Origin of the sequence: Bacillus sp. FSL P2-0099 (assembly GCF_038007445.1) — a bacterium.
GTDB classification, from domain to species: Bacteria; Bacillota; Bacilli; order Bacillales; family Bacillaceae_G; genus Bacillus_A; species Bacillus_A mycoides.
This window is the reverse complement of record NZ_JBBOXE010000001.1, coordinates 4,161,630-4,183,826: the sequence shown is the minus strand read 5'-3', so window position 1 is coordinate 4,183,826 and position 22,197 is coordinate 4,161,630. Positions and strand designations below refer to the sequence as shown.

The window sequence follows — 22,197 nt, the reverse complement described above, 5'->3', positions numbered from 1 at the left end:
GGGGTAGATTTCATGTTGCATCGTTATCTTCCAATGACAGAAGAAGACAAAAAAGAAATGTTACAAACGATCGGCGTTCAAACGATCGACGAATTATTCTCTGATATTCCAGAGAGTGTTCGTTTTAAAGGGGATTTAAAAATTAAAGAAGCAAAATCAGAGCCAGAGCTGTTAAAAGAGTTATCTCAAATGGCTAGTAAAAATGCTAATTTAAAAGAATATGCTTCTTTCTTAGGAGCAGGTGTATACGATCATTACGCTCCAGTAATTGTTGATCATGTTATTTCTCGTTCAGAGTTTTATACAGCTTACACACCATACCAACCAGAAATTTCACAAGGGGAATTACAAGCAATTTTTGAATTCCAAACAATGATTTGTGAATTAACAGGAATGGATGTAGCAAACTCTTCTATGTATGACGGAGGTACAGCTTTAGCTGAAGCAGCAATGCTAGCAGCTGGTCATACTCGCAAAAAGAAAATTCTTGTTTCAGCGACAGTTCATCCAGAATCAAGAGCGGTACTTGAAACATATGCAAAAGGTCAAAATCTTGAAGTTGTTGAAATTGATCATAAAAACGGTGTAACAGATTTAGAAGTATTACAAAGTGAAGTAGATGATACAGTTGCTTGTGTAATCGTTCAATATCCAAACTTCTTCGGACAAGTGGAAAAGTTAGCTGATATCGAAAAAATCGTTCATCAACAAAAATCATTATTTATCGTTTCTTCAAATCCATTATCATTAGGCGCATTAACACCGCCAGGAAAATTCGGTGCTGATGTTGTAATCGGTGATGCACAACCATTCGGTATCCCAACGCAGTTTGGCGGACCGCACTGTGGTTACTTTGCAACAACGAAAGCATTTATGCGTAAAATTCCAGGACGTCTTGTCGGACAAACTGTAGATTCAGATGGTAAACGTGGATTTGTATTAACGTTACAAGCACGTGAACAGCATATTCGTCGTGATAAAGCGACGTCTAACATTTGTTCAAACCAAGCGTTAAATGCATTAGCAGCTTCTGTTGCAATGACGGCACTTGGCAAACAAGGTGTAAAAGAAATGGCACGTCAAAACATTTCTAAAGCACAATATGCAAAACGTCAATTTGAAGCGAAAGGTTTCACAGTAACGTTCGCTGGACCATTCTTTAATGAATTTGTTGTAGATTGTAAACGTCCAGTTAAAGAAATAAATGATGTATTAATACAAAAGAATATTATCGGTGGTTACGACCTAGGCCGTGATTATAAAGAGCATGAAAACCATATGCTTGTAGCGGTAACAGAGCTTCGTACAAAAGAGGAAATTGACACACTTGTAAACGAAATGGGGGCTATCCAATGAAGAACCAAGACCAAGCACTTATTTTTGAAGTGACTAAAGAAGGACGCGTAGGATATAGCTTACCCAAATTAGATGTAGAAGAAGTAAAATTAGAAGATGTGTTTGAGAGTGATTATATTCGAGTAGAAGATGCAGAGCTTCCAGAAGTATCTGAACTTGATATTATGCGCCATTACACAGCGCTTTCAAACCGTAACCACGGTGTGGATTCTGGATTCTATCCACTTGGGTCTTGTACGATGAAATATAATCCGAAAATTAATGAAAACGTAGCTCGTTTCGCAGGCTTTGCAAATATTCATCCACTTCAAGATGAAAAAACAGTGCAAGGTGCAATGGAATTAATGTATGACTTACAAGAACATTTAATTGAAATTACAGGTATGGATACTGTTACGTTACAACCAGCAGCTGGTGCACACGGAGAATGGACAGGATTAATGTTGATTCGTGCATATCATGAAGCGAACGGTGACTTTAACCGTACGAAAGTAATTGTTCCTGACTCTGCTCACGGAACAAACCCGGCGTCTGCAACAGTAGCTGGTTTTGAAACAATTACGGTGAAATCAAATGAACATGGTCTTGTTGACTTAGATGATTTAAAACGTGTTGTAAACGAAGAAACAGCAGCACTTATGTTAACAAATCCAAATACATTAGGCCTATTCGAAGAAAATATTTTAGAAATGGCAGAAATCGTCCATAACGCAGGCGGTAAATTATACTATGATGGTGCAAACTTAAATGCGGTATTAAGCCAAGCACGCCCAGGAGATATGGGATTTGACGTTGTGCATTTAAATCTTCATAAAACATTTACAGGTCCGCATGGCGGCGGTGGCCCAGGTTCTGGTCCAGTAGGTGTGAAAGCTGATTTAATTCCGTACTTACCAAAACCGATTTTAGAGAAAACAGAAAATGGCTATCACTTCAACTATGATCGTCCAGAAGCAATTGGGCGTGTGAAACCATTCTATGGTAACTTCGGAATTAACGTTCGTGCATACACATATATTCGTTCTATGGGCCCAGATGGCTTGCGTGCAGTAACTGAGTATGCTGTATTAAATGCGAACTATATGATGAGAAGATTAGCACCATTCTATGATCTTCCGTTCGATAGACATTGCAAGCATGAATTTGTATTATCAGGTCGTCGTCAAAAGAAACTTGGTGTACGTACATTAGATATTGCAAAACGTCTGCTTGATTTCGGTTACCATCCACCAACAATTTACTTCCCATTAAATGTGGAAGAATGTATTATGATTGAGCCAACAGAAACAGAATCAAAAGAAACATTAGATGGTTTCATTGATAAGATGATTCAAATTGCTAAAGAGGTAGAAGAAAATCCAGAAGTTGTACAAGAAGCACCACATACAACAGTAATAAAACGTTTAGATGAAACATTGGCTGCTCGTAAACCAGTTTTACGTTATGAAAAGCTAGCACCTGTACAAGTGTGATTGCAAAAAAAGAACTCGCTACATGCGGGTTCTTTTTTTTGCAACATTGGTGCAGCTAGAATGAAAAAAATGTTAAAAATTTATATTTTTTGTTTCATATTGCTGTAAAGATGCGGTTTTATAGGTGATTTTGTTGAAAAAGTCGGTTTGATAAAAGTATTTATTTTTGTTAGAATTTTATTGAAATTAAGAAGATGTGATGAGGTAGAAATTACTCATTTTTATGTATATGTGAAAAAACGAGCAAGACGGGGGTGGAAGCGTGGGATATCGATGTTATAGAATGGTATACCATTTAGAAAATGGAGAAACAATTAAAGATGTAAAAGAATTTTGTTACCGAGACCAAGGGAAAGTGTTAGAAAGAGTAGCACACCGTGTAATGGATAATAGAGAAGTGACAGCGATTGATAAACAAGGAACAATCATTTCAATAGCGTGTGAGGACATTGTAAAGGTAGAACTTGATTACATAACAGAAAGTTAACCTTGAGTCATATCGAATTATTCGATACAATATACTGTTGAATGGTGAAGAGAGAAGAGAGGAGTTTATCATGGGTAATACACGACACTTTTATATGTTTATTTTAGCGTTTGTTCTTGTTGTGGCGTTAACGATTTATTTAATTGTTGATAGCAGCTGGTACAATACAGTTCATCCAGCATTCCTTCTTTTTATGTATGTAGGAATTGCGGTTGTTAGTTTCGGAATGAGAGACGAAATGTTAGATCGCTTTGAAAAGTGATACATATACGAAAGACCAACAGGAAAATGTTGGTCTTTTTTTCTTGCCAAAAATAGGATGGTGTGTATATACTGTATATATAAGGTATACACAGTATATACACACACTGGAGGAAAACATGAATATTATTATTTCGAATTCTTCCCAAGACCCTATTTATGTGCAAATAAGAAAACAATTAAGCCAGCTTATTTTAAATGGTGGTTTAAAGGGTGGAGACCAATTACCGTCTATTCGTAGCTTAGCGAAGGAATTACAAGTTAGTGTAATTACAACGAAGCGTGCGTACGAGGAGCTTGAAAAAGAAGGATATATAGAAACTGTTGCTGGGAAGGGGACTTATGTTTCACGTAAAAATAATGAACTACTAAAAGAACAGCGGCTACGTCTATTGGAAAGTAAAGCGGAAGGGATTGTGAATGAAAGTAAAGCGTTGCAGCTTTCACTTGAAGATTTACAGCAGATGATTGCGTGTTTATATGAGGGGGAATAAGAGATGTTAGAGCTAAAAAACGTTTGTAAAACTTATCAAGATTTCTCAGTGAAAAATGTAAGTTTTACATTGCCACGTGGATATATTATGGGATTTATCGGACCGAATGGAGCTGGAAAAAGTACGACGATCAAAATGATTATGAATTTAATCAGAAAAGAGAGCGGTGATATAAAAATTTTTGGTAAGGACAATAAGAAAGCCGAAAAGGAAATAAAACAAAATATTGGTTTTGTATATGATGAAAATCATTATTACGAAGATTTAACGTGTGAGCAAATGAAACGGATTATTGCACCGTTATATAAAAAGTGGGACGAAAAGCAGTATCAATCGTATATGCAGAGATTACAAGTTCCAACGTATAAAAAGATTAAAGAGTTATCCAAAGGGATGAAAATGAAATTTGCGATTGCAATCGCACTTTCACACCATGCGGAATTCATTATTATGGATGAACCAACAGCAGGATTAGACCCAGTTGTTCGAAGTGAATTACTTGATATGCTGCAAGAGATTTTAATGGAAGATGAAGTATCTGTATTATTCTCAACACACATTACAACAGACTTAGAGCGCATCGCGGATTATATTACGCTCATCAACGATGGAGAAATTATATTTACTGGTGAGAAAGATGAATTAATGGAGAATTACGTAATCGTAAAGGGGAGCAATGATTTATTGGATCGAGAAGGAAAAGAGTTATTCGTTGGCTTACGCAAAAATAAATTCGGATTTGAAGGACTCGCAAAGGAAAAACAAGCAATTATAGATTGGTTTGGAAATGAGGTTGTACTAGAAAAACCTACATTAGATGATATCATCGTTTACACTGCGAAAGGGAGAGGTGCCTATGCGTCAGCTCATCTATAAAGATTTATTCTTTTTTCGGGTGATGTGGTTAGTGAATTTTGTTATGCCTCTTTTGTTATTTATGTTAGAGCCAAGTGGTGAATTGTTATTTCCGATGAGTTGTCTATTTATAACCCTTTCCTCGGTTATGACGTTAATCTATATGGATGAAAGGAATAAAAGTGACATTGTTATAAATAGTTTACCGTTAAGTCGAAAGGATATCATAATTGCTAGATATATTTCCTGTGCGATATTTATTGTAGGTGGGATAGTCTCAACTATGTTAGTTGTTTTTCTTATAAGAGGTGTCGCTGTTATTGATGATATCGGTGTATACCATCCTAATTTGTATATTGAAATTCTGTGGTATGGAGTAGTAAATGGGGCTGTTTACGCTTTGGTTTTTGTTGCGGCTTTTTTTCCTAGTTATTACGGAACCAAATCAAAGGTAGCAAGAAGTATCTTGTCAGGAGCATCGATGGCAGTAGCTGGAATTGCATGGATATTTATAGGGGATGGACTGAACGCAACAGCACCTTCATTCATTGAGTGGATTATGAATCCATCACATCTTAGCTTATTTATAGTTGGAGGAATTATATTAGCTAGTGTATATATCGCTTCTATGTTTCTAACAATTAAAATTTATGGATCGCGTGATTTATAGAGAGGAGAATTCATATGAAACAGTTGATTTTAAAGGAGTTTTTCTTACATAAGAAGATGTTTCCTTTCTATTTTTTAATACCTATTTTCTCTGTTTTTAGGAATCCCGTCCAACCAATGGGGATTGCAATAGGATTATTTATAACATGTAGTACGATTATATATATTTCTTTTTATCATGAAGAGAAAAGTAAAGCAGAAAAAGTATTAGTGAGTTTGCCTATAACGAGAAAAGAGATAGTTATAGCTAAATATATTTCAAGCTCATTATTTATTATGACTGGTTTGAGTACAACTTTTATAGTCGTAATATTAGGAAATATTTTATTGAACAGAGACATAGCTATTCCTGGATATGCAATATTTTCAGCAATAGTAGCAACTTTGATCTATTGTGTTGTAACGATACCTGCTAATTACGTTGGAGGATATAAAGCTACTTCTGTTTTGAATGTTATTATGGTTTTGCCTTTAACGGGTATGATTGGCCTTATGTGCAATGTTTTTGGTGATAAAATAATTATGTTAAAAGTACTTCAATCTCAAGAGGCTACACTAGCAATGATTGTTCTTGGTATCGGAGTATTAGTAAGTATAGTCATATCAATGTTTCTCTCAATGAAAATGTTTCAGGAGGCAGAGTTATAGAAGGGACATTTTCATATTAGGAGGTGTAATACATGATCAAGCAATTAATTTTAAAAGATTTCATCATTCAATGGAAATTTTTAATTTGGTACATACTGTATCCTATTCTCTTTTATATGGCTTTAACAGATACGGAAAATCTATTCATAATTATGTCAGTAATTATTACAATTGGGGCAACAGTAAAAACATTTGAAGCAGATAGTAAAAATGAGAGTGAAGTTATAGTAAGTAGTTTGCCAATATTCAGGAAACAAATCGTGTATGCGAAATATATAGTAGCAATTATTATTCTTTTTATAAGCGTAACGGTCGGTTGTTTCACGATGGGAATGAAGAATGGGGTTAACCTATTTGAATTTATTGAAACGACAATGGTTGCTAGTATTAGCTTTATTTTAGTGTATTTAAGCTTTGTTTTACCGATATCGTTTTGGCTAGGGTATAAAAAAACTATTTTTATTACGCTTTTCATACTAATAGCACCGATAGCAATCTGTTCTATGTTCTTTCAAATCAACCTAGAACAAATTCAACTATATAACAGCGTGTTATTCGTTAGTTCAATTTGCATGTTCATAGTATCTATCTTCGTTTCAGTGAAATTGTATGAGAAGAGAGAATTTTAAAAGGTGCCTCGTAAAAGGCACCTTCTTCAATAACGGCAATACGAGAGCAAAAGTTTATAAACAGAAAGGCTATTAGGCACATCTTTCGGAGTATGTAATATAAAGCTGAAAACGATAACGAAAATGAGAAAGAGGAAAAATAAAAATAGGATCTGCTTATGTATAGAATTTTGCATATAACCCACTCCTTTTTTAGGTAGTATGTCCAAAAGAAAGAAGGATATGAAAAATTTTAGGAGGGAGAATGATGAACAAAAGAAAATGGTTATATAGAATAGGAGTACTTTTATTTTCAATAGGTCTCACATTAGCAAATTTTTATTCGGATATACCACCGCTATTTCCTATTTTGCATAAAGGGATTGGTATGAGTGTTGTCATAGTTGGTTTGCTTTGTCTTATCGCATCAAATTTCTATAGAAAATCTGAATAGGCATAAAAAAGGACAGTTACTTCTTTTCAGAAGAACTGTCCTTTTTAAATAACTTGCTCCATAGCTTGGCGATACTCCATATAATCACGATTGTAATGGAGGCAATAATTGACCAAGCGATAGATGCAATTTCAAGTGCCATGTTAGGAAGGAATGTAAGAATGGATAATACTTTATGAAACAGCCATTCTATTATATGAAAACTTATTTGTAATAGAATGATAATCCCGAGTGTGATCCATGTTAAGATTTGTTTTCCTTTTTCTTTCCACATGACATTCACCTCACGTTAGCCTAATAATTTTAAGCCAACAGCGCCGCATAGAATGCAGCTTAAGAAGGCAAGGCGACGCCAATCCGCTGACTCGCGGAAAATAAGAATACCGAGAAGTGCACTTCCGGCAGTTCCGATTCCAGTCCAAATTGCGTAAGCAGTTCCCATCGGTAATGTGTTCATTGCAAGAGATAAGAAGAAGAAGCTTACGCCAAAGTTAGCGATTAAAATAACTTTTGGTGCCCAGCCTTTCTTTTCAGTGGCTACTTTCATAAAGAGTACACCAACAATTTCACAAATACCAGCTAGAATTAAAAATACCCAAGCCATTTTATGCGGCCTCCTTCGCTTCTTTTTCTTCTGTTACTCGTTTTAAACCAATTACTCCGAAGAAGATTAAACCGATTAATAATACTTTTACGATAGAGAAAGGTTCTCCGAAGATGAAAATCTCTGTAAGAACGATTCCACCAGCTCCAATTCCTGTAAAGACTGCGTATACAGTGCCGACAGGTAAATCTTTATATGCTCTAAATAATAAGACGAAACTAATTGTAATTAATAGAGCAACACCAGCCCACTCAAGTGGTGCCTCCGCTTTTTTAAGTCCAATAACCCAAAAGATTTCAATAATACCAGCTATGATTACATAAATCCATGCCATATGTCATTTCTCCTTCCTACCAGTCGTTAGGTAAAGGGCTTAAAAACGACGCATTGCAAAGGAGCAATCCGTCAGTTTGAAAGGCCGCGCCAAAATACTTTCCAAGAAGCTTCTAAACGTGTCTCAAAACGATTTAAACCTGCGTATAGTAGTTCAACCATAAGGCCGTCAAGTAAGCATAAAAAAGCCTCCAAAGCATCTTTTACTTCAATGTTATGCAGTTCATCTTGTTCGCTTGCTCTTTTAAACACAGGGAATAAAAGTTTTCCGAAATTTTCAATGTGTACATTCGCTTTATCAATAATTTGTTCGCGAAATGCATCCGGCGGAAAATAAGAAGTTCGTAACCAAAACATTGATTCTTCACTTTCACCAAATCGTTTTGCATAACCTTTTAACAGATTTACTAGCAATTCTTCAGTAGACGATTTTGAAAAATTTTCGATATCGTCAGTGAAGCTTTGTAAATCTTTTTGAAGAGCGGATTCTAAGCATGTAAAATATAGCTCTTCTTTTCCTTTAAAGTGTGCGTAAATCGATGGTTTTTTAATCCCAACTTCTTGAGCAATATTTGCTAATGAAGTTCCTTCGTAGCCGTAGCGCGCGAAATGAGAAAGTGCTACAGCTTTAATGCGGTTTGCTGTCATTTTCATCCCCTACCTACCGTTCGTTAGGTTCATTATATGAGATAAAAAATATAAAGTCAATAGGTGAAGAACTGAAAAAAGAGTGCTATGGTTGGCACTCTTTTCTAGACTGTTTTTCGCTCAATTAAATGGAATGAAAGTTCTTCTGAGTTTCCAATAATGTGTTCGTTTTGTATCTGTTTATGAAATAAAGAAAAAGCACGTGATCCCATTGTGAGCCCGGGATGCTCAATAGTTGTAATTTCTAATGCTTTTGAAATTTCATGGTTATCAAATCCCAGGATAGCGAGGTCTTCAGGTATGCGAATGCCATGTTTTTTTGCCTCTGTTAATAAACCAGCAGCTACTTGATCGTTCGCTGTGAAAATAGCGGTTGGACGATTTTTCATGTTTAAAATACGATGAAGTATTTTTGCCCCGTCCTGCATCGTATAACATTGATGAAAAACCCAATCAGGGTGCACTGTTTTTCCTTCTTGACGAAGAGTATCGGCGAAAGCTTTTTCACGATCGATTGAATTAGCACTTGTTTTTCTTGCTAAACAAATGCCGATTTTTTCATGACCTTTACTGAGTAAATAGGAAGTACCAAGGCGGAATCCTTCGTAATGATCTACATAGACAGATGAAATGAGGGGATGTTTCATTTTTTCACATGAAATAATAGGGGCAAATTTTGCGAACGGTTCAATTTGTTCCCATGAACTCGTGCGAGAGCAAATAATCATCCCGTCAAATTGCTTCATTTTCATCATTTCAAGAACGCGAATTTCTTCAATACTATCGTAATTCGTTTGGCATAAATTAATATGATATCCAGCTGCTAACGCTTCGTTTCCGATTCCTTCAATGATCGTGCTAAAGTACGGAAGATTAATAAAAGGTAGCATAACGCCAATTGTATATGTTTTACCCTTTATTAAATGGATAGCATTTATATTTTTTGCATAGTTCAATTCTTCAACTGCATCTAAAACACGCTTACGCTTTTCTTCTTTTACGTAAGGATGATTATTAAGAACACGAGAAACAGTTGATATAGATACACCAGCAGTTTTTGCAATTTGTTTTATATTGGCCATATGTATCACCTCTTTCCTTAATTATAAGGGGAAAATAATAAGAATGAAAAAAATCTTGACCTGAAAAGCTTTTCACAATCTATGTTATAAGCATGACTTCTGTTGTTCGCGTAACCTTTTTATTTGGGCGTAAGAATAGTGGGGTCTTTTTTGTATGTCTGCAAAGAATTTTTGTCAGAATGTGTGAGAATAACGTGGAAAGTTTTCGGAGGAGGCGTTTGATAACGAAGCGAATAGTAGAGAGTATAAACGCTTCACTCGTTAAGAGAGCGGTATGAAAGGGCGGAAACAAATTGAAAAAAGGAATCATTTGTTTCGTGTTTTCTAGTGTAATACTTAGCTCATGTTCATTTCAGCAAACGATGCAAGAAGAAAAAACATTTGTAGGAACAACAGGAGGGGCTAAGGACCGTGTTACTGATCCGATTCCGCTAAAGGAACTTCCAAAATATTTTCCGGCAAAGTTTAAAGTTCCAACGTTTTTACCTTATGACATTACGAGTGATGTGCAGGGAGAGGTAAGAACGATGGGAAAGAAGAATGCTGTCTTAACGATTAAATATAAGCAACAAGAGAAAGGAAGGCACGATTATATAGAATTAACAGTGGCCAACTTTTCTTACAGTTTTCCATACCTCGTAGAAGAGAATCGATTTCAAGAACAAATGAAATTGAATAATGGAGCACCTGCTTATTTTAAAAATAAGGATGATTACGAGCGAGGGGACGAATTTGCTACGCTTATATGGAAAGAGAAGGGGATTGAATATCAGCTATTATATCGTAATGTAAATGAGAAAGCTGAAGATGTGATTAAACAAAATCTGCTGTACATTGCGAACAATATGGAATGAAAAAACTAGCTGTATCGTGCAGCTAGTTTTTTGTATATTATTTCTTTTTAATTTTTCCTGACCAAGATTTAAATCCACCTTTTAATTGGTAGAAATCTGTGTAGCCTTGTTTTTTTAAGTATTGAGCTGCACGACCTGTACGGAATCCGCTTTGGCAATATAAATAAACCGGTTGATCTTGGCGAAGTTCTTTGTGGCGAAGGCGAATTTGTGATAATGGAATGTTACGCGCACCTAAAATATGTCCCGCGTTAAATTCATCCGCTTCGCGAATATCGATAAGCTGTGCTTTACGGTAGCCAGCGCGAAATTCATCTTCTGAAAGTGTTTTAATTAATTTTTTCTGATAGAAATACATCCATACAGTGTAGCCGATGAATGCTGCAATTGCGGCTAGTATAATAATCAAGTTTGTTGACACGATTCTATCGCTCCTTTTTTCTTATCCTACTTTCAATATTATAATGCCCATATGTATTTATGCAACAGATTCATTTGTATATAAGAAGAAATTTCGTATTCTTTCACAAATTTTGTCGAATTTGGTAGACTAGAGAATGTGAAAAATAATTGGTTATATGAGGTGCAGGATGGGAAAAGAAAAATGGTGTTATATTAACTCTGGTCAATGTTCACCAGCATTTAATATGGCGTTAGATGAATGTTTATTAAATTGGCAAAGTGCAAAGAAAATGTCACCAACAATTCGTTTTTATGAATGGGAAGTACCAACATTAACAGTCGGGTATTTCCAGCGTGTTGAAAAAGATATAAATATGGATGTAGTTAACGAAAAGAAATATGGATTCGTTCGTCGTCAAACAGGCGGCAGGGGTGTACTACATGACAAAGAATTAACGTACAGTGTTATTGTGTCTGAAGATCATCCGAATATGCCAAAAACAGTTACAGAAGCATACCGAATTATTTCGCAAGGCTTATTGGACGGTTTTAAGGCATTAGGATTAGAAGCGTATTATGCAGTTCCGAAAACAGAAGCGGATCGTGAGAATTTAAAAAATCCGCGTTCAGGAGTATGTTTTGATGCACCATCTTGGTATGAGATTGTAGTTGAAGGAAGAAAAATCGCGGGTAGTGCCCAAACACGTCAAAAAGGTGTTATCTTACAACACGGTTCTATTCCGTTAGAAATAGATTTAGATGAGTTATACGACCTATTTTTATTCCCAAATGAGCGAGTAAAAGAGCGTATGAAAAACATGTTTTCTTCTAAAGCGGTAGCGATTAATGAATTAACAGACCGCACATTTACGATTGAACAGTTAATTAAAGCGTTTGAAACTGGATTTGAAAAAGGTTTAGATATAGAGCTTGTGCCGTATGAACTAACAGAAGAACAGCTTCATGAAGTTCAAACTTTAGCAAAAGAGAAGTATGAAAGTAATGAATGGAATTATAAAAAATAAGGAGATGGCGACCGCCATCTCCTTATTTTTATAGTAAATTAAGTACTTTTTCTACTTTGATTCCTTTATCTTGTAAAGAACGAAGGCGATTTACAACGTCCATAATTTCTTTGTCGAATGTAACGCTAATACCTTGGCTTTGTAGCTCTTTTTTTAATCCTTCAATAGAATCATCTATGTCGATGCCAAGCTCGTAATCTTGACAAACTTCAATTGTCTTTTTCACAAGTTTAACATAATTTTCTTGTAGTTTTGTATTTGTTTCAGTCAAAGCAGGTTGCTTCGGTTTTATAGGAGTAACCGGTGCTGTCTCTTGCTTTGTAACTGGAGTAGGTACTGCTTTTTTCACAGGTGCTGGAGTAGATAGTTCTATAGCTGCTTCAACACTTACTGACTTCGGCGTTGGTACCGGAGTAGGTTTAGATACAGCAGGTGTTTCTACTCGCGTAATAGGCTTTGGAGCAGGTGTAACTGCTTTTGGAGCTTCTACAACTACTTCTTTTTTCGGAGTAGCTTCTACAACTGTTTCTTCTTGCTCAGCAGCTTCTTTATTTTCTTTGCTCCACATAACGCGTTCAACTTCTAGAGAAACATTGTTTTTGTTCATCGCTGTTAATGTAACTTTACCAACCTCAGCGTTCCCAGTGAAATCAACAATTTTATAAATAACACTCTTGTTCCAATCCACGTTTCCGCTCAAAAATAATTCTTCGTTACATTTTGGCGTTAAGCCCTCGATTTTAATTTCTGCGTTTACACCGTTTTCACTATATACCATAATTAGCGAAGCATTTACATCTTCGTCTGCTAACATTAGTTCACGTACCATTTTGCCGGTGCGTACTTGCGTTTTCTTCTTAACTGACATCAAATTTCTCCTCTCAAAAATTCAGTAATAATAAAAAAATCGTATAACGAAAAATAATTGCTCACGAAGATTTATGATACCGATAATAAAAGCATCACGTCAACAATTAACTTTAATTATTTTGCATTTTTCTTATTTTCTTTATGAAATTTTTCAATTTGTAAAATTATACAGAAGAAAAACAGCCGTTTGAAGGGCTGTTAAAAATTTGATTTTTTGTATAGTAATTTATATAAAATATAAAATAGAATAGCGATTAAAGCGTTTTGCCAAAAGGTTAGATGATAAATGAGATAAGGTTGTTTTTTGAAATAGACATTTAAAAATACAGCTGAACAAAATGGAGTAGCAAATGCAAATCCAAATAGAATCCTTCTTTTCCAATTCATCTTTTGATCAAAGGAATAGCGCTTTAATAAATATAAAATGAAAAGTATACCTAGTATAATAAGTGAAACGAACAAAGTGGTTCCAGGGATGCTAAAAGCTGGGCTTAATTGTTCGATATTCTTCCCGAAGATTAAAATGAAAGTCGAAACAAGTGCATCTATTCCAAACTGTATAGCAAGAAGTAAGCTAATAACAAAACCGATTAAAGAAGTTTGTTCTAGCTTTGTTTGGGTTGGTAAAGCTGATATAAGTTCATCGCAGTAAGATCGTAAATCATTTCCGAAAATATCATAAGCATTTTTATTTTCTGCTTGTGCTTCGATGAGGTGATCTAATATTTCTAATAATAGTTCTTCTACTTGATGTTCAGGTACGTTAGATAACCGAAGATATACTAGCATATCGCCATAAGCAGCTTCGTTTTCAGGTGTTAGAAGTTTGCGTTTTCTGTTGTTTAGTTCTATCATATCTTGAGCTTTCATCCCCATCACTCCCCTTGTAATAAGTTGTTTACCGTCGTTGAAACCATTCCCCAACTTTTTTTAAATTCTTCAAGTTGTTCTAATCCCTTATCAGTTACGTGATAATATTTTCGCTTCGGTCCAAGAGAGGAAGCCTTTAATGTTCCTTCAATAAGTTTCTCTTTTTGCATGCGTAACAATAAAGGATAGATGCTTCCTTCACTTACGAATGTAAAGCCGTGTTTATTTAATTTTGTACTTAGTTCATATCCGTACACTTCTTCTTGTGAAATGATATATAGAATGCAACCTTCTAGTACACCTTTTAACATTTGGCTGTGCATGATTTCACCACCTTTTATCCAGGTAACTTGCGTTGCAAGGTAGCTGTTATCCAAATTATAACAGTCAGTAACTTGCAAAGCAAGTTACTGAAGTGGAAAACTTTAATCTGTGTTAATTTTCATGTGCTTCCCATACTAACGAGAGGAGGGAAGCACATGAAACCATTTATGCCAAAACTCGTTTACTTTGAACCGAGGGCACTCGAATATCCGCTTGGAAAAGAGCTTTATGAGAAGTTTACGAAGATGGGATTAGAAATTCGTGAAACGACATCACACAATCAAATTAGAAATTTTCCAGGGGAAAATGAATTGCAAAAGTATCGTAATGCAAAAGCAACACTTGTCGTTGGGGTGAGGAAGACGTTAAAGTTCGATACATCAAAACCTTCAGCTGAATATGCAATTCCGCTTGCAACAGGGTGTATGGGACATTGTCATTATTGTTATTTGCAAACGACACTTGGGAGCAAACCTTACGTAAGGGTGTATGTGAATCTAGATGAAATCTTTGAGAAGGCAAAGCAATATATGGATGAAAGGGCCCCTGAAATAACAAGATTTGAAGCGGCGTGTACATCAGACATCGTTGGAATTGATCATTTGACACATGCATTAAAGCGGGCGATAGAGTTTATCGGAGAAAGTGAACATGGACGTTTACGTTTCGTTACGAAATATTCGCATGTTGATCATTTATTAGATGCAAAGCATAACGGGAAAACGCGTTTTCGATTTAGTATTAATTCACGTTATGTGATTAAAAATTTTGAACCAGGGACATCGCCATTTGAAGAGCGAATTGAGGCTGCTCGTAAAGTAGCGGGGGCTAATTATCCTCTTGGCTTTATTGTTGCGCCAATTTATATGCATGAAGGGTGGGAAGAAGGGTACCGTGAATTGTTTGAACGATTGTACAATGAATTAAAAGACATGACGATACCAAATTTAACGTTCGAATTAATTCAACATCGTTTTACGAAACCAGCCAAAAAAGTCATTCAAGAACGTTATCCGAATACGAAACTTGAAATGGATGAAGAGAAGCGGAAATATAAATGGGGACGATACGGTATTGGGAAATATGTATATCAAAAGGATGATGCAGAAGTATTGGAAGAAACAATACGAGGTTATATATATGAGTATTTTCCCGATGCAGAAATTCAATATTTTACATAAGGGGAATCTGGATTCTTTTTTTGTTTTATATATTTAGGCTCGTTTCCACCTTGTCACGTTATTCTTTCTGGTGTATCATTTTATTGATTGCTTCGCACGGAATAAGCAAAATGAAATTGGATGGAGGAAACCGATGCCTACCCCTAGTATGGAAGATTATATTGAACAAATTTATTTGTTGATTGATGAAAAGGGTTATGCCCGTGTATCTGATATTGCTGAAGCGCTTAGTGTACATCCATCCTCTGTAACAAAAATGGTACAAAAATTAGACAAAGACGAATATCTAATTTATGAAAAATATAGAGGGCTTGTATTAACATCAAAAGGTAAAAAAATCGGAGAACGTCTCGTATATCGTCATGAATTGTTAGAACAGTTCATGCGCATTATCGGTGTGGATGAAAGCAAAATTTATAATGATGTAGAAGGAATTGAACATCATTTAAGTTGGGAATCAATTGACCGTATCGGTGATTTAGTACAATACTTTGAACAAGATGAAGTTCGAGTAGAAACACTTCGTGGTGTTCAAAAAGCAAATGAAGAGAAAAGTAATTAAGGGGAACGTGTGGCGTTTCCTTTTTTATTTCAATCGAAAAGGACGGGAGAATAATGAAAGCAATTATTTTTGATTTTGATGGATTAATTGTGGACACAGAAACAATATGGTTTCACTCTTTCAGAGATGCTGTTCGTGAATACGGCGGCGAGTTACCTTTAGAGGAATTTGCGAAATGTATTGGAACGACAGATGAAGTGCTTTATGCATATTTAAAAGAGCAATTAAAAGAAAAATTTAACGAGCATGCATTAAAGGGAAAAGTAACAACTTTACATAAAGAGAAAATGAAAATACCAAAAGCGCGTGACGGGGTAAAAGAATATTTAGAAGAAGCGAAAGAACTTGGATTGAAAATCGCATTAGCCTCTAGTTCATCTAGGGAGTGGGTCGTTCGTTTTTTAGAAGAGCTACAAATTAGAGATTATTTTGAAGTGATTAAAACGCGAGAAGATGTAGAGAAGGTAAAACCAGATCCAGCTCTTTATAAAGTTGCGATAGAAGAATTAGGAATTGAACCATCAGAAGCTGTTGTATTTGAAGATTCATTAAATGGATTGAAAGCAGCAATTGCAGCAGGATTAAAATGTGTCGTCGTACCTAATGATGTGACAAGAAATTTACAATTTGAAAACCATCACCTTCGTATCGAAAGTATGAAAGATAAAAGTTTGAAAGAAGTACTTCAACATATAAAGTGAAACTTTAATCAGTCGGGGCTTTTCTCATCCCCACTGATTATTTGCCCATACTAATTGAGATAAAAAAGACCGTATTTCCTAAAAGGAAGCACGGTCTTTCTTTTTGTTTTTTTTACCTTCAATGACAGTTAAATGAGATTGTTTTCTTTTTCTTTTCAACGATGGAGAATTACCCTTTTTCCCCTTGTCATCAGAAGCATTTCGTTTCAAGAAAGAATTACTTAGGGGTGCTACATTTTGTTTCCCGTGTTTGCGGTTCGATTGTTTCGCTGCACGCTTATATGAGCTTTGCGAATTTGCAGAACCACTAGAGTTTGTAAACATTTTGTAGAGTAAGTAAAAGATACCGACGACAGCTAACATGATACCAATGTTTTTCAATACTCCCATTGGATCTGTAATAACAGATGAAACAAGGCCGAATATTGCTAATCCGATAATAAGCACAAATATAGCGAATGTAAACGAACGACCGTTCATAAGGGACACCTCCTAAAAACATATATTAAAATTAGTATATTAACGATGAGGAAAGGAGTTGAACACCATTTTTAAATAATTATTGTTTGTTTTCTAAACGTAATAATTCTTCAAACGATGCGATTGCAACTTCCGCTTGATCATCTGTTGGTTCTTTCGTTGTTAATAGTTGCAGCCATAATCCTGGATATCCAAGTACTCGCAAAACAGGGACATCTCGTAATCGATTGGTAAATTGTAATACTTCAAAAGAAATGCCGAGAACAACTGGAATTAATAAAATTCTGTTTACTACCCTTGCCCAAAGTGGATCTGTAGGAACTAGGAAATAAACAAACATTCCAATAATGACTGTAAATATTATAAAGCTACTGCCACAGCGATAATGGAGGCGAGTTTGCTTTTGAACATTTTCTACAGTCAGTGGAAGGTTATTCTCGTAAGCATTGATTACTTTATGTTCCGCACCGTGGTACTGAAATACCCGCTTAATAAGTGGGGTTAAAGAAATGAAGTATATATAGCTCAATAATAGCATGAGCTTAATGACACTTTCGACAATGATTTGCCCTGTATGAGATGGGAAAATCGGTCTCGTTAATTCAGCTAAAAGTGCAGGAACTGCTGTGAAAATTACTTTACCGAATATGAACGATAAAACGCCAACTGCTGCAACTCCTAATACCATCGTTAATTTTGATTGTTCTTCTTTTTTATTTGCAAGTTGTTCATCTTCTTCTGGGTGGACATCAAATCGTTCTGAAGCAAAGTTTAAATGTTTCGCTCCATTCGCACTTGCATCCACAATAGCGGCAATACCTCGTAAAAATGGAATTTTCTTTAGTAAAGATAATGCTTTATTACGAACGCGTGGTAAACGATAAAATTCAATCGATTTATCTTTACGACGAACCGCTGTAACAGTATATTCTCTACCGCCAAACATAACTCCTTCTATGACTGCCTGCCCGCCATATATTTGTTTTGACTCTTCTGCCATGTTAACACCAACCTGTATTTGTTTCTCTCTTATGTAGAAAAAGAGGCAATTGTCATACTTGGTTTTGTCATCTTGAAATAAGACAATCACCGAGTTTCCTTTATTTTATCGACAAATACAGGCAGATGACAAGGGAAAATGTTACGAGAGTCGGACATTTCTTATTCTTTTTATAGACAAATTTTGCAGGATTTAAACATGCCTCAAAATAGTTTCGGGCATACTAGTGAGCGGAGGTGTCAATGTGAATCAAGAACAATCAACAATAAGAAACTTTGTACAAATTGGTTTATTTGGGGGCTTATTTTGGGGAGGTATATGGTATTTCCTTCATATATTCTCATTTACAGAAGCTGGACCTAACTATTTACTTTTACCGTTTGCATTTGGAGATTGGAAAGAAGGGGTTTGGGGAAATGTACTAGGTATCGTTTGTATGGGACTTCTTTCAATTTTAGTGGCATTTCTCTATAAAGCCCTTTTTAAAAAGTTTGAAGGAGTACTCCCTGGCGTACTATACGGTTTGTTTTGGTGGGCATTATTATTTTTGGGGATGGGGCTAATGGCACCTGTTATTAAAAGTGCACTCCATTTACCGAAAGAAACAATTGTAACGACAATATGTATCTTTATATTATATGGTGTTTTTATTTCGTATTCTGTAGCATTCGAATCGAATAATACAAATAGAGGAGAAGGGGTCGAGAAGACAAACTATTCAAACAAGTGATTCCTATGTTAAAATGTCGTATAGACATTTTTTAATATTAAGGAGTTTTAAGAAAATGAAAAAGTTACTCCTCGTAAATGGTCCTAACCTAAATCGCCTTGGCGTTAGGGAAGTAAATGTATACGGAAAAGGAACGTTAGCGACGCTTGAAACAGATATGAAACACGAAGCAGAGAAAATGGGAGTGGAGTTAGAATGTTTCCAATCGAATCATGAAGGTGCTATTATCGATCGTCTTCATGAGGCTGAAGATATATATGAAGGGATCATTTTAAATCCTGGAGCATTTACGCATTATAGCTATGCGATTCGAGATGCAATTGCGAGCATTTCGATTCCTGTTATTGAAGTACATATTTCTAACATTCACCAGCGTGAATCGTTCCGTCACGAATCTGTGACGGCGGCTGTTTGTGCGGGACAAATTGTTGGATTTGGTTTTTATGGCTATAAGTTAGCGTTATTTGCATTAATGGAGAAATTGAGGGAGGCATAAAGTAATGGAAAAGATCGAGAGATTAAGAAGTGCGTTTGATGAGGCTGGTATTGACGGTATCGTATTAACGAATGAACATAGCCGTAGATATATGGCGAATTTCACAGGAACAGCTGGTGTTGTACTAATTTCAAAAGAGCGTGCTCTATTTATTACAGATTTCCGTTATGTAGAGCAAGCTAGTAAGCAAGCGGTTGGATACGAAATAGTGCAGCATGCAGGATTAATTCTTGATGAAGTTGCGAAACAAGTTAAAGAACTTGGAATTCAAAAGCTAGGATTTGAGCAAGATACTCTTACATATAGCTCTTACGTAACGCATAATGAAGCGATCGAAGCTGAATTCATCCCAACTTCTGGGCTTGTAGAAAAGTTACGCTTGATAAAGACTGATTCAGAGATTAAGATATTAAAGGAAGCTGCACAGATTGCAGATGCTGCCTTTGAGCATATTCTATCATTCATTCGCCCGGGAGTATCTGAAATTGAAGTGTCAAATGAACTTGAATTTTTCATGAGAAAACAAGGAGCAACATCTTCTTCGTTTGATATTATCGTTGCTTCAGGTCTTCGTTCGGCATTACCGCACGGCGTGGCATCTGAAAAAGTGATAGAAAAAGGAGATTTCGTTACATTAGACTTCGGCGCTTATTACAAAGGATATTGCTCTGATATTACTCGTACGATTGCAGTCGGTGAACCATCTGATAAATTAAAAGAAATTTATAATATCGTTTTAGAAGCACAACTACGTGGTGTGAACGGTATTAAAGCTGGTTTAACGGGTCGTGAGGCCGATGCATTAACGCGTGATTACATAACGGAAAAAGGATATGGTGAATACTTCGGACACTCTACTGGTCATGGAATCGGTCTTGAAATCCATGAAGCACCAGGTTTAGCGTTCCGTTCTGATACAGTACTTGAACCAGGTATGGCTGTAACAGTAGAACCAGGTATTTATATTCCAGGTGTTGGCGGGGTACGTATTGAAGATGATATCATTGTAACAAGTGAAGGTAATGAAGTAATAACGAAATCACCAAAAGAACTTATTATTTTGTAATACACAGGAGGATTTTTTTACATGATTTCAGTAAACGATTTTCGTACAGGTTTAACAATTTCAGTGGACAATGCCCTTTGGCAAGTAATGGATTTCCAACACGTAAAGCCAGGTAAAGGTGCTGCATTCGTTCGCTCTAAACTACGTAACCTTCGCACAGGATCTGTTCAAGAGAAAACATTCCGTGCAGGTGAAAAAGTAGAAAAAGCACACATCGAAAACCGTCGTATGCAATACTTATACGCGAGCGGTGAGTCTCACGTATTTATGGATAACGAAACTTATGAGCAAATCGAACTTGGCGAAAACCAAATCGAGCGCGAATTAAAATTCTTAAAAGAAAACATGGGAGTATCTATTATGACATACCAAGATGAAGTACTTGGTGTTGAACTTCCGAACACAGTTGAATTAGCAGTGTCAGAAACAGAGCCTGGTATTAAAGGTGACACAGCTTCTAACGTAACAAAACCAGCTAAATTAGAAACTGGTCTTGTTGTACAAGTACCAATCTTCATTAACGAAGGCGAAATGCTTATCATCAACACTGGTGAAGGTAAATACGTTTCTCGTGCATAGTAGAAAAGCACTCGTGATTATCACGAGTGCTTTTTTTATAGGAAGTAGGGAAGATAGTAAATTGCGGTTATAACAAAACTAACTGTGACGAGTGAAAGGGTACCCATAATATATGGAGTCAAAACAATTTGAAACGGGCGTATTTCACCAGTTTCAATACCGGTAAAAGTTTTATTCGTTACATGATCCATATTGTTATTTCTAAAGTTACTCATAATAATTAACCACGTAATTGCAAATATTGCTAGACTGCCAAGGAAAAAGCTCTCGATAAATGACCAGCCAACCATTTTTGAAAAAAGATAAATAATAGCTAATTCTACTACAATTGTTAAACTAATTTTTAATGCTTTCATATTTTCCCCCCTCATTTTGTACTTCCAACCAATTTGAAAATTTTTCGCATGATACAACATGCAGTACGCAAGGTGATTTTACTTCTTTCTCCAAAGCAGCGTGTACGTCTGGAAATTGTTTTTCCACATGTAATGAAATGTAAGATAGTTTCTCTTGTGCTTTTAAAGAGCGAATGTTAGTCGTTTTAGCACCGGCAAATACGTATGTAAGTTGCAAGTCTAAAAAAGCGATTTTAAAGATCTCTTTTTTCGCAGATTCGTTATATCCTCTTCCCCAATATTGATAGCCGAGCCAACTTCCAATATGTGAGTGCTTTTGTTCGTAATTAATATGTTTAAGTGTCGTGAGGCCAATTATTTCATTTTCTTCATTTACAATCACTCTTGATAAGGAGTGCTTTTTTCGTTCCTCTTCAATTGCAAAAAGAATGAATGTTTTTGTATCTTCCACTGATTCTACTTTTAGCCCTAATGCATTTTTTACATGTGGATTGCTTGATAGCTCAAAAATCACATTTGCATATCGTAAATCGAGCGGTAATAAAGTAACTTGCTTCATCATCTATGCTCCTTTTCTATTAAATATACCATAAATTAATTGGAATATTCAGTTTTAGATTAAGTCGATAGAGAAAAATTATGTTTTTACTTCTGAAATAGACAACCTCTGCATATGGTTGTACAAATATATTCTTTTTCAGAATAAGGAAGTAGTAACTGTTATGGGAGA

At 35.7% G+C, this 22,197-nt stretch carries 32 protein-coding genes; 19 read left to right on the top strand and 13 right to left on the bottom strand.

Annotated features, from left to right (window positions below):
- Positions 1–12: 12 nt before the first annotated feature.
- The 10 genes from gcvPA to MKY90_RS21570 all read left to right on the top strand — a co-directional run bounded on the left by gcvPA (position 13) and on the right by MKY90_RS21570 (position 7,304).
- A complete protein-coding gene (gene gcvPA, locus MKY90_RS21615; RefSeq protein ID WP_341092529.1) occupies positions 13–1,356 on the top strand; it encodes an aminomethyl-transferring glycine dehydrogenase subunit 1 in 1,344 nt (447 codons plus the stop codon).
- Positions 1,353–2,828, top strand: a complete 1,476-nt coding sequence (gene gcvPB, locus MKY90_RS21610; RefSeq protein WP_002122485.1) for an aminomethyl-transferring glycine dehydrogenase subunit 2 — start codon at positions 1,353–1,355, stop codon at positions 2,826–2,828. The genes gcvPA and gcvPB overlap by 4 nt, the downstream gene beginning before the upstream one ends.
- A 283-nt stretch (positions 2,829–3,111) precedes the next feature.
- A complete protein-coding gene (locus tag MKY90_RS21605) occupies positions 3,112–3,315 on the top strand; it encodes a DUF3929 family protein (RefSeq protein WP_000262495.1) in 204 nt (67 codons plus the stop codon).
- 70 nt (positions 3,316–3,385) lie between these two features.
- A complete protein-coding gene (locus MKY90_RS21600) occupies positions 3,386–3,577 on the top strand; it encodes a hypothetical protein (protein ID WP_002088608.1) in 192 nt (63 codons plus the stop codon).
- A gap of 118 nt (positions 3,578–3,695) precedes the next feature.
- Entirely contained in the window at positions 3,696–4,070 is a 375-nt protein-coding gene (locus MKY90_RS21595) for a GntR family transcriptional regulator (protein WP_002184968.1), read from the top strand.
- A gap of 3 nt (positions 4,071–4,073) precedes the next feature.
- Complete coding sequence (locus MKY90_RS21590; protein WP_341092527.1) at positions 4,074–4,946, top strand: ABC transporter ATP-binding protein; 873 nt, start codon at positions 4,074–4,076, stop codon at positions 4,944–4,946.
- Entirely contained in the window at positions 4,927–5,595 is a 669-nt protein-coding gene (locus MKY90_RS21585) for an ABC-2 transporter permease (protein WP_341092525.1), read from the top strand. Before MKY90_RS21590 ends, MKY90_RS21585 begins: the two co-directional genes overlap by 20 nt.
- A gap of 14 nt (positions 5,596–5,609) precedes the next feature.
- Entirely contained in the window at positions 5,610–6,242 is a 633-nt protein-coding gene (locus tag MKY90_RS21580; RefSeq protein ID WP_078213468.1) for an ABC-2 transporter permease, read from the top strand.
- 32 nt (positions 6,243–6,274) lie between these two features.
- Positions 6,275–6,871: an ABC-2 transporter permease gene (locus tag MKY90_RS21575; RefSeq protein WP_078213467.1), complete on the top strand. Its 597-nt coding sequence runs from the start codon at positions 6,275–6,277 to the stop codon at positions 6,869–6,871.
- 247 nt (positions 6,872–7,118) lie between these two features.
- On the top strand, positions 7,119–7,304 hold the full coding sequence (locus MKY90_RS21570) for a hypothetical protein (RefSeq protein WP_098167366.1): 186 nt from the start codon (positions 7,119–7,121) through the stop codon (positions 7,302–7,304).
- 16 nt (positions 7,305–7,320) lie between these two features.
- Here MKY90_RS21570 and MKY90_RS21565 read toward each other — a convergent pair whose 3' ends face one another.
- From MKY90_RS21565 to MKY90_RS21545, 5 genes are all read right to left on the bottom strand, one after another.
- A complete protein-coding gene (locus tag MKY90_RS21565; protein ID WP_341092520.1) occupies positions 7,321–7,578 on the bottom strand; it encodes a DUF3975 family protein in 258 nt (85 codons plus the stop codon).
- A gap of 15 nt (positions 7,579–7,593) precedes the next feature.
- Complete coding sequence (locus MKY90_RS21560; RefSeq protein WP_002015033.1) at positions 7,594–7,908, bottom strand: DMT family transporter; 315 nt, start codon at positions 7,906–7,908, stop codon at positions 7,594–7,596.
- A gap of 1 nt (position 7,909) precedes the next feature.
- A complete protein-coding gene (locus MKY90_RS21555) occupies positions 7,910–8,242 on the bottom strand; it encodes a DMT family transporter (protein WP_000312339.1) in 333 nt (110 codons plus the stop codon).
- A 71-nt stretch (positions 8,243–8,313) separates the two neighbouring features.
- Positions 8,314–8,895: a TetR/AcrR family transcriptional regulator gene (locus MKY90_RS21550; protein WP_341092518.1), complete on the bottom strand. Its 582-nt coding sequence runs from the start codon at positions 8,893–8,895 to the stop codon at positions 8,314–8,316.
- 98 nt (positions 8,896–8,993) lie between these two features.
- A complete protein-coding gene (locus MKY90_RS21545) occupies positions 8,994–9,971 on the bottom strand; it encodes a LacI family DNA-binding transcriptional regulator (protein ID WP_002129066.1) in 978 nt (325 codons plus the stop codon).
- A 317-nt stretch (positions 9,972–10,288) separates the two neighbouring features.
- On the opposite strand from MKY90_RS21545, the gene MKY90_RS21540 reads away from it, so the two are divergent.
- Positions 10,289–10,825 carry a DNA polymerase III subunit delta gene (locus MKY90_RS21540; RefSeq protein WP_201065576.1) on the top strand — a complete coding sequence of 179 codons (537 nt, stop codon included), beginning with the start codon at positions 10,289–10,291 and terminating at the stop codon, positions 10,823–10,825.
- Positions 10,826–10,862: 37 nt separating this feature from the next.
- On the opposite strand, the gene MKY90_RS21535 is transcribed toward MKY90_RS21540, so the two are convergent.
- A complete protein-coding gene (locus MKY90_RS21535; RefSeq protein WP_002015038.1) occupies positions 10,863–11,246 on the bottom strand; it encodes a rhodanese-like domain-containing protein in 384 nt (127 codons plus the stop codon).
- Positions 11,247–11,415: 169 nt separating this feature from the next.
- On the opposite strand from MKY90_RS21535, the gene MKY90_RS21530 reads away from it, so the two are divergent.
- Positions 11,416–12,252, top strand: coding sequence for a lipoate--protein ligase family protein (locus MKY90_RS21530; RefSeq protein WP_002015039.1), 837 nt, complete (start codon positions 11,416–11,418; stop codon positions 12,250–12,252).
- Positions 12,253–12,280: 28 nt separating this feature from the next.
- Here the strand turns inward: MKY90_RS21530 and MKY90_RS21525 are convergent, their stop codons facing one another.
- The 3 genes from MKY90_RS21525 to MKY90_RS21515 form a co-directional block, all read right to left on the bottom strand.
- On the bottom strand, positions 12,281–13,120 hold the full coding sequence (locus MKY90_RS21525; protein WP_098167369.1) for a hypothetical protein: 840 nt from the start codon (positions 13,118–13,120) through the stop codon (positions 12,281–12,283).
- A gap of 200 nt (positions 13,121–13,320) precedes the next feature.
- Positions 13,321–13,992: a DUF1129 family protein gene (locus tag MKY90_RS21520; RefSeq protein WP_078184479.1), complete on the bottom strand. Its 672-nt coding sequence runs from the start codon at positions 13,990–13,992 to the stop codon at positions 13,321–13,323.
- A gap of 5 nt (positions 13,993–13,997) precedes the next feature.
- A complete protein-coding gene (locus MKY90_RS21515; protein WP_000556081.1) occupies positions 13,998–14,315 on the bottom strand; it encodes a PadR family transcriptional regulator in 318 nt (105 codons plus the stop codon).
- A 156-nt stretch (positions 14,316–14,471) separates the two neighbouring features.
- Here MKY90_RS21515 and splB point away from each other — a divergent pair, with 156 nt between their 5' ends.
- The 3 genes from splB (at position 14,472) to MKY90_RS21500 (ending at position 16,760) form a co-directional block, all read left to right on the top strand.
- Positions 14,472–15,497 carry a spore photoproduct lyase gene (splB, locus tag MKY90_RS21510; protein ID WP_002067092.1) on the top strand — a complete coding sequence of 342 codons (1,026 nt, stop codon included), beginning with the start codon at positions 14,472–14,474 and terminating at the stop codon, positions 15,495–15,497.
- Positions 15,498–15,630: 133 nt separating this feature from the next.
- On the top strand, positions 15,631–16,059 hold the full coding sequence (mntR, locus tag MKY90_RS21505) for a transcriptional regulator MntR (protein WP_001143080.1): 429 nt from the start codon (positions 15,631–15,633) through the stop codon (positions 16,057–16,059).
- Between the two features lie 53 nt (positions 16,060–16,112).
- Positions 16,113–16,760, top strand: a complete 648-nt coding sequence (locus tag MKY90_RS21500) for an HAD family hydrolase (RefSeq protein WP_341092515.1) — start codon at positions 16,113–16,115, stop codon at positions 16,758–16,760.
- A gap of 78 nt (positions 16,761–16,838) precedes the next feature.
- On the opposite strand, the gene MKY90_RS21495 is transcribed toward MKY90_RS21500, so the two are convergent.
- Positions 16,839–17,240 (bottom strand): SA1362 family protein, encoded by a 402-nt coding sequence (locus MKY90_RS21495; RefSeq protein ID WP_002129056.1) that lies wholly within the window; start codon positions 17,238–17,240, stop codon positions 16,839–16,841.
- A 79-nt stretch (positions 17,241–17,319) separates the two neighbouring features.
- Complete coding sequence (locus MKY90_RS21490; RefSeq protein WP_002015047.1) at positions 17,320–18,240, bottom strand: DUF1385 domain-containing protein; 921 nt, start codon at positions 18,238–18,240, stop codon at positions 17,320–17,322.
- A gap of 244 nt (positions 18,241–18,484) precedes the next feature.
- On the opposite strand from MKY90_RS21490, the gene MKY90_RS21485 reads away from it, so the two are divergent.
- From MKY90_RS21485 to efp, 4 genes are read left to right on the top strand one after another with little or no spacing between them, the layout of a single operon-like run.
- Positions 18,485–18,970: a YqhR family membrane protein gene (locus MKY90_RS21485; protein WP_141506894.1), complete on the top strand. Its 486-nt coding sequence runs from the start codon at positions 18,485–18,487 to the stop codon at positions 18,968–18,970.
- A 55-nt stretch (positions 18,971–19,025) separates the two neighbouring features.
- Positions 19,026–19,466 (top strand): type II 3-dehydroquinate dehydratase, encoded by a 441-nt coding sequence (gene aroQ / locus MKY90_RS21480; protein WP_002015049.1) that lies wholly within the window; start codon positions 19,026–19,028, stop codon positions 19,464–19,466.
- A 4-nt stretch (positions 19,467–19,470) separates the two neighbouring features.
- Entirely contained in the window at positions 19,471–20,532 is a 1,062-nt protein-coding gene (gene pepQ / locus MKY90_RS21475) for a Xaa-Pro dipeptidase (protein ID WP_002015050.1), read from the top strand.
- Between the two features lie 21 nt (positions 20,533–20,553).
- The gene (efp, locus tag MKY90_RS21470) at positions 20,554–21,111 is read left to right on the top strand and encodes an elongation factor P (RefSeq protein WP_002015051.1); all 558 of its coding nucleotides are present in this window, start codon (positions 20,554–20,556) and stop codon (positions 21,109–21,111) included.
- 35 nt (positions 21,112–21,146) lie between these two features.
- Here efp and MKY90_RS21465 read toward each other — a convergent pair whose 3' ends face one another.
- Together MKY90_RS21465 and MKY90_RS21460 are read right to left on the bottom strand one after the other, a co-directional pair.
- The gene (locus MKY90_RS21465; protein ID WP_063218912.1) at positions 21,147–21,467 is read right to left on the bottom strand and encodes a hypothetical protein; all 321 of its coding nucleotides are present in this window, start codon (positions 21,465–21,467) and stop codon (positions 21,147–21,149) included.
- Positions 21,448–22,029, bottom strand: coding sequence for a GNAT family N-acetyltransferase (locus tag MKY90_RS21460; RefSeq protein ID WP_063218913.1), 582 nt, complete (start codon positions 22,027–22,029; stop codon positions 21,448–21,450). The genes MKY90_RS21465 and MKY90_RS21460 overlap by 20 nt, the downstream gene beginning before the upstream one ends.
- Positions 22,030–22,197: the final 168 nt, after the last annotated feature.

Excerpts from the sequence above, each read along its gene's own strand:
- gcvPB (WP_002122485.1), top strand. The coding sequence starts at position 1,353 with ATGAAGAACCAAGACCAAGCACTTATTTTTGAAGTGACTAAAGAAGGA.
- MKY90_RS21605 (WP_000262495.1), top strand. The coding sequence starts at position 3,112 with ATGGTATACCATTTAGAAAATGGAGAAACAATTAAAGATGTAAAAGAA.
- splB (WP_002067092.1), top strand. The coding sequence starts at position 14,472 with ATGAAACCATTTATGCCAAAACTCGTTTACTTTGAACCGAGGGCACTC.
- MKY90_RS21525 (WP_098167369.1), bottom strand. The coding sequence starts at position 13,120 with ATGTCAGTTAAGAAGAAAACGCAAGTACGCACCGGCAAAATGGTACGT.
- MKY90_RS21530 (WP_002015039.1), top strand. The coding sequence starts at position 11,416 with ATGGGAAAAGAAAAATGGTGTTATATTAACTCTGGTCAATGTTCACCA.
- MKY90_RS21460 (WP_063218913.1), bottom strand. The coding sequence starts at position 22,029 with ATGATGAAGCAAGTTACTTTATTACCGCTCGATTTACGATATGCAAAT.
- MKY90_RS21515 (WP_000556081.1), bottom strand. The coding sequence starts at position 14,315 with ATGCACAGCCAAATGTTAAAAGGTGTACTAGAAGGTTGCATTCTATAT.
- MKY90_RS21555 (WP_000312339.1), bottom strand. The coding sequence starts at position 8,242 with ATGGCATGGATTTATGTAATCATAGCTGGTATTATTGAAATCTTTTGG.
- pepQ (WP_002015050.1), top strand. The coding sequence starts at position 19,471 with ATGGAAAAGATCGAGAGATTAAGAAGTGCGTTTGATGAGGCTGGTATT.
- gcvPA (WP_341092529.1), top strand. The coding sequence starts at position 13 with ATGTTGCATCGTTATCTTCCAATGACAGAAGAAGACAAAAAAGAAATG.
- MKY90_RS21520 (WP_078184479.1), bottom strand. The coding sequence starts at position 13,992 with ATGAAAGCTCAAGATATGATAGAACTAAACAACAGAAAACGCAAACTT.
- MKY90_RS21560 (WP_002015033.1), bottom strand. The coding sequence starts at position 7,908 with ATGGCTTGGGTATTTTTAATTCTAGCTGGTATTTGTGAAATTGTTGGT.
- MKY90_RS21550 (WP_341092518.1), bottom strand. The coding sequence starts at position 8,895 with ATGAAAATGACAGCAAACCGCATTAAAGCTGTAGCACTTTCTCATTTC.
- MKY90_RS21585 (WP_341092525.1), top strand. The coding sequence starts at position 4,927 with ATGCGTCAGCTCATCTATAAAGATTTATTCTTTTTTCGGGTGATGTGG.
- MKY90_RS21495 (WP_002129056.1), bottom strand. The coding sequence starts at position 17,240 with ATGAACGGTCGTTCGTTTACATTCGCTATATTTGTGCTTATTATCGGA.
- MKY90_RS21580 (WP_078213468.1), top strand. The coding sequence starts at position 5,610 with ATGAAACAGTTGATTTTAAAGGAGTTTTTCTTACATAAGAAGATGTTT.
- MKY90_RS21575 (WP_078213467.1), top strand. The coding sequence starts at position 6,275 with ATGATCAAGCAATTAATTTTAAAAGATTTCATCATTCAATGGAAATTT.
- MKY90_RS21570 (WP_098167366.1), top strand. The coding sequence starts at position 7,119 with ATGAACAAAAGAAAATGGTTATATAGAATAGGAGTACTTTTATTTTCA.
- MKY90_RS21465 (WP_063218912.1), bottom strand. The coding sequence starts at position 21,467 with ATGAAAGCATTAAAAATTAGTTTAACAATTGTAGTAGAATTAGCTATT.
- aroQ (WP_002015049.1), top strand. The coding sequence starts at position 19,026 with ATGAAAAAGTTACTCCTCGTAAATGGTCCTAACCTAAATCGCCTTGGC.
- MKY90_RS21590 (WP_341092527.1), top strand. The coding sequence starts at position 4,074 with ATGTTAGAGCTAAAAAACGTTTGTAAAACTTATCAAGATTTCTCAGTG.
- MKY90_RS21595 (WP_002184968.1), top strand. The coding sequence starts at position 3,696 with ATGAATATTATTATTTCGAATTCTTCCCAAGACCCTATTTATGTGCAA.
- efp (WP_002015051.1), top strand. The coding sequence starts at position 20,554 with ATGATTTCAGTAAACGATTTTCGTACAGGTTTAACAATTTCAGTGGAC.
- MKY90_RS21500 (WP_341092515.1), top strand. The coding sequence starts at position 16,113 with ATGAAAGCAATTATTTTTGATTTTGATGGATTAATTGTGGACACAGAA.
- MKY90_RS21600 (WP_002088608.1), top strand. The coding sequence starts at position 3,386 with ATGGGTAATACACGACACTTTTATATGTTTATTTTAGCGTTTGTTCTT.
- mntR (WP_001143080.1), top strand. The coding sequence starts at position 15,631 with ATGCCTACCCCTAGTATGGAAGATTATATTGAACAAATTTATTTGTTG.
- MKY90_RS21490 (WP_002015047.1), bottom strand. The coding sequence starts at position 18,240 with ATGGCAGAAGAGTCAAAACAAATATATGGCGGGCAGGCAGTCATAGAA.
- MKY90_RS21565 (WP_341092520.1), bottom strand. The coding sequence starts at position 7,578 with ATGTGGAAAGAAAAAGGAAAACAAATCTTAACATGGATCACACTCGGG.
- MKY90_RS21545 (WP_002129066.1), bottom strand. The coding sequence starts at position 9,971 with ATGGCCAATATAAAACAAATTGCAAAAACTGCTGGTGTATCTATATCA.